This window comes from Dethiosulfatibacter aminovorans DSM 17477, assembly GCF_900142005.1.
Lineage (GTDB): Bacteria > Bacillota > Clostridia > Tissierellales > Dethiosulfatibacteraceae > Dethiosulfatibacter > Dethiosulfatibacter aminovorans.
The window spans coordinates 1-4437 of record NZ_FQZL01000063.1 but is presented as its reverse complement, the minus strand read 5'-3'; the positions used below and the strand labels follow the sequence as shown (position 1 = coordinate 4437).

The 4437-nt window shown below is 35.4% G+C and carries 3 protein-coding genes and 1 pseudogene; 3 read left to right on the top strand and 1 reads right to left on the bottom strand.

Annotated features, from left to right (window positions below):
- From BUB05_RS18200 to glsA, 3 genes are all read left to right on the top strand, one after another.
- Positions 1 to 1165 (top strand): M20 metallopeptidase family protein (locus BUB05_RS18200; protein ID WP_073051188.1); only part of this gene is annotated, 1165 nt, incomplete at its 5' end.
- Between the two features lie 235 nt (positions 1166 to 1400).
- Positions 1401 to 2603 (top strand): hypothetical protein, encoded by a 1203-nt coding sequence (locus BUB05_RS18195; protein WP_073051186.1) that lies wholly within the window; start codon positions 1401 to 1403, stop codon positions 2601 to 2603.
- Between the two features lie 461 nt (positions 2604 to 3064).
- Positions 3065 to 3982: a glutaminase A gene (glsA, locus tag BUB05_RS18190; protein ID WP_073051184.1), complete on the top strand. Its 918-nt coding sequence runs from the start codon at positions 3065 to 3067 to the stop codon at positions 3980 to 3982.
- Positions 3983 to 4270: 288 nt separating this feature from the next.
- Here the strand turns inward: glsA and BUB05_RS18895 are convergent.
- A pseudogene (locus BUB05_RS18895) lies at positions 4271 to 4437 on the bottom strand (IS256 family transposase); the annotation flags it as partial.

Here is a 4437-nt window from a genome sequence, read left to right as displayed (position 1 = left end):
AGAGTTAAGACATTATTTTCATATGTATCCTGAGCTTGCTTTTGAAGAAGTGAAGACAGCAAGAAGAGTAGCGGATACTTTAAGAAATCATGGTATAGAAGTAAAAGAAGGGATAGCTAAAACTGGAGTTGTTGGGCTAATAAAAGGTGGTAAACCGGGACCAACGGTTTTACTAAGAGCAGATATGGATGCTTTAAGATTAAATGAAGAGGCAAATTTATCTTATAAATCAAAGGTGCCAGGGGTAATGCACGCATGCGCTCATGATGGCCATACTGCAGGTTTGTTAGGAACAGCTATGATTCTTAATGAAATAAAAGAACAAATTTCTGGAAACATTAAAGTTCTATTTCAACCCGCTGAAGAAGACGCTGGAGGTGCACTCCCTATGATAGAGGAAGGCGTTTTAGAAAATCCAAAGGTAGATGCAGCTTTTGGTATTCATCTCATGGGAACTGTGAATGAAGGAGTGATTCAATTAAAAAAAGGTCCTCTTATGGCTGCTCCAGATGTATTTAAAATTACCATTATAGGTAAGGGTGGACATGCATCTATGCCAAACCTGTCAATAGACCCGATTTGTATTTCTAGTCAGTTGATCAATGAGCTTCAAACTTTTGTTTCAAGAAGAATAAGCCCGATCTTACCAGCAGTTATATCTGTTACTACTATCCACGGAGGGGATACTCATAATGTTATTCCTAACACAGTTGAACTATCGGGAACAATAAGAACTCTAGATAAAGAAGTAAGAGAATGGATACCAGGTGCGATGGAAAGCTTAATAAAAAACATAACTGAAACAAATGGAGCAAGTTTTAGACTTGAGATAAAAAAAGGATTTCCTCCACTAATAAACAATGAAGAAATGACAGATATAGTAGCAAAAGCTGCAGCTAAAGTTGTTGGTGATGAAAACGTTCGTTTTGCAAAACTTCCTAATATGGGTGCAGAAGACTTTTCTTACTTTTGTGAACATGTTCCTGCTTCATTTTTTTATATAGGTATTTCTGAAAATAAAGAACAACCATTGAGTCATCACCACCCAGAATTTCAGTGGAATGATAAAAATCTAAAAATATACATGGAAGCTATGGCTCAAGTTGCATTAGAATACTTTGAAATCAAAAGTTGTGATAAACAGCTTATGAAAAATAATACTTAAATTGGTGAGACAGTGACCTATGATTTAGGGCTGATTATTGTGGAACTGAAAGTGATTGTTTTCTTTGAAATGTAAAGATGTCTTACAGAATAAAATAATTCCTTTGGATTTTGGTGGTTTAACTTCTTTGAATCAAAATCAAAGAGGAGCAATACTTATTATTGCAATAAATTCCTGCATTTTGTGGGTTGTAGCATTTAGAAATGCCGATAAATAAATTATTAAGGAGAAAAAAATGAGTTACGGATTTGAAATTGCATTTATAATGGTTGTTTGTATAGTTTTTGTTGCGGAATTTATTTCTGCAAAATTTAATGGGAAGGTGCCAGCGTTATTTCTTATGACTGTAATGACTCTCATTGGCTATTGGACAATCCTTCCTAAGGATATTGTAGCTGTTTCAGGTTTAGGGGCAGTCAAGAATATTATGATGATGATTATCCTGATACATATGGGAACCTTGCTTGAAATTGAACAACTTAAGAAAGAATGGAAGACTGTTGTAACAGCTATTGCAGCAGTAGCCGGAGTAGCAATTATTTTCTTTGGGTTAGGAGGGCCTCTACTAGGTGAAAAGCTTATGGCAATTACCGCAATTGCTCCTCTTGCTGGAGGTGGTATGGCAGGTATACTAACAAGTCAAGCATTAACCAATGCAGGATATATAGAGCTTGCGGTTTGGCCTATCCTTTTGATAACTTTACAAGGATTTATTGGAATGCCCATAGTTGCCTTTTTACTTAGAGGTGAAGCTAGGGACATTGCTTTAAAGATTCGCAGTGGTAGTTTTAAAAAGGATGAAGAAACAGATGAAACGTCTATCACTGAAATTAAAGCAATCGATAAAATTCCTGAAAAATACAAAACACCTTCATTTTACTTCTTAGCGCTGGCGATTATCGGCACTCTAAATTTATTTGTTTATACAAATTTCATAAAGAATATTCCTTTTATTTCTCTGTTGCTTGACAAATCTATAACTGCACTATTGATAGGGATGATTTTGGGGAACCTAGGAATTCTCGACAAAGGTGTAATGGGTAAAACAGAATCCAACGGCATACTTGACATAAGCTTCTATGCATATATTATGACATTTTTAACAGGAGCAAGTTTGGCTACAATAAAATCATTGATTGTACCGTTGCTAATTGCTTTTATAATGGCTTCATTAGCAATTGCTGTATTTAGTCTTTTGGTCGGCAAGAGAGTGGGTTATTCTAGTCGCATGTCTGTAGCTGTTGGATTCAACTGTTTCCTCGGTTTCCCCTTTAATTACATGCTTACAAAGGAAGCTGCAAAAGCTGTTGCCGGAACATCTGAAGAAGAAAAATTGATTTTCGATACTTTATTGCCCACGATGCTTATTTCAGGTTTTGTTTGTGTAACAATAGTATCGACCCTCATGGCGGGTGCATTAAGCGCTCTTGTTCGTTGATAAAGCTCGGCTTAAAATTAAGAGCTGATACAAGCAAAGAGGTAAGCTTTAAAAGATGTAGTAGCCAACTAAAAAGCTGATGCGTCTATCTGATTTGTTGTAGCGCTTTTGTATAGTTGTAGTTTAATGAAAACATGAATATGGAAAATAGTAGGGTTTAATGGTTGTTAAAAAATGCACCATATTACAATTGTTTCCATTGTATAAACTGTGTTTTTAGAGTAGCGTTAGTATGGAATTTCCTTCTTATGTCTATATTGGTTTATGGTAAAACTCGTGGCTCAATAAATATGTTAAAGCAATTATTAAAACTATAGGATATTTCTAAGAATGATATGGTAGTTATTAATATCATATGGTTCTTTATTGAATAATCGATAGTTCTGCGTTAAACAGATGAGTTTATATTTTGAAGGGCTTTGTGTCCTTTAGGTTGAAATTATAGTAATGGATGTGAGTTTATGAAAAAAATTATTAATCAAGCTGTTGAAAAAGGAAAAAAATTTACAATGTTAGGAAAAGTAGCTGATTATATCCCTGAACTAGGAAATGTAGATCCAGACCTTGTTGGCATATGCATAACGGATATGGAAGGAAATCAATACTGTGGAGGAGATTACAATAAATATTTCACTATTCAGAGCATCTCTAAAGTTGTATCTTTGATCCTTGCTCTTGAAGACAATTGTAAAGATTATGTATTCAAACATGTAGGAGTGTCACCTACCGCTGAGTCTTTCAATTCAATAACACAATTAGAGACAAAAAACGAACATAAGCCGATGAATCCATTCATCAATTCAGGTGCAATAGTAACTCTTTCAATGGTAAATGGAATTGATTATGAACAGAAATTTAATAGAATAAAAAGAATGATGGAAAAAATGATCAACCGTGACGGAGTGGAAATAAATTCAAGTGTTTATCAGTCTGAGAGGCTTACTGGTAATAGGAACCGAGCTCTTGCATACTATATGCAAAGCACTAAGGTTTTCAATGAGGATGTCGAGAAGATCCTTGATGTATATTTTAGAATATGTTCATTTAAAGTGAATTGCATAGATATTTCGAATATGGCTGCAACCTTAAGTAACGGTGGTGTATCAGTTTATACTGGAGAAAGGATCATTTCGAAGGAAACTGTAAAAATAATTAATGTAATCATGAGTTCTTGCGGACTCTACGAAGGAAGTGGAAAGTTTGCATTGGATGTTGGAGTTCCATCAAAGAGCGGAGTAGGCGGAGGTATAGTGAGTATAGTACCGGGAAAGTTGGGAATAGGTGTTTTTGGACCGTCTTTAGATCTTAATGGTAATAGTATAGCAGGAATAAAAATGCTTGAGTATGTAAATAATAAATTAGAGTTAAGTATTTACTAGTTGATCGAGTAGGAGGTAGCTGATTAATTGAGCCTGTCAAGTAATTGGTGCAAACAATCTGAAATTTAATCAAAGTATATTGAGCCGTAGTTTAAAAGCTATGGCTTTTTTACTGGCTTACCGCCGATTTGCCATTGAAACGGAGCTTATGCTGACATAGCTACTATGCCTGTGGCCACCTTAATTCAGGCACTACAAAAAACAGGCTACCATGTCAGCCCCTCCATGTAAATGGTTTCAGCTATGCCAAATCTATTGGAAGCAGTTATCTGAGCTGTGTTCTACTCGCTAGATTCTTCCCTCGAAAAAGATGTTGAGTTGCCCGATTATCATAGACCAGTTTCGTATTCTCTGGGACCATTTCTTTGTAATATCAACAGTTGCCAAATACAGCATTTTAAGCAAAGATTCATCCGTAGGGAAAATACTCTTGGATTTTGTCACCTTACGAAGCT

Bases quoted from the DNA above. Each gene is read 5' to 3' on its own strand.
- BUB05_RS18195 (WP_073051186.1), top strand. From the start codon at position 1,401: ATGAGTTACGGATTTGAAATTGCATTTATAATGGTTGTTTGTATAGTT.
- glsA (WP_073051184.1), top strand. From the start codon at position 3,065: ATGAAAAAAATTATTAATCAAGCTGTTGAAAAAGGAAAAAAATTTACA.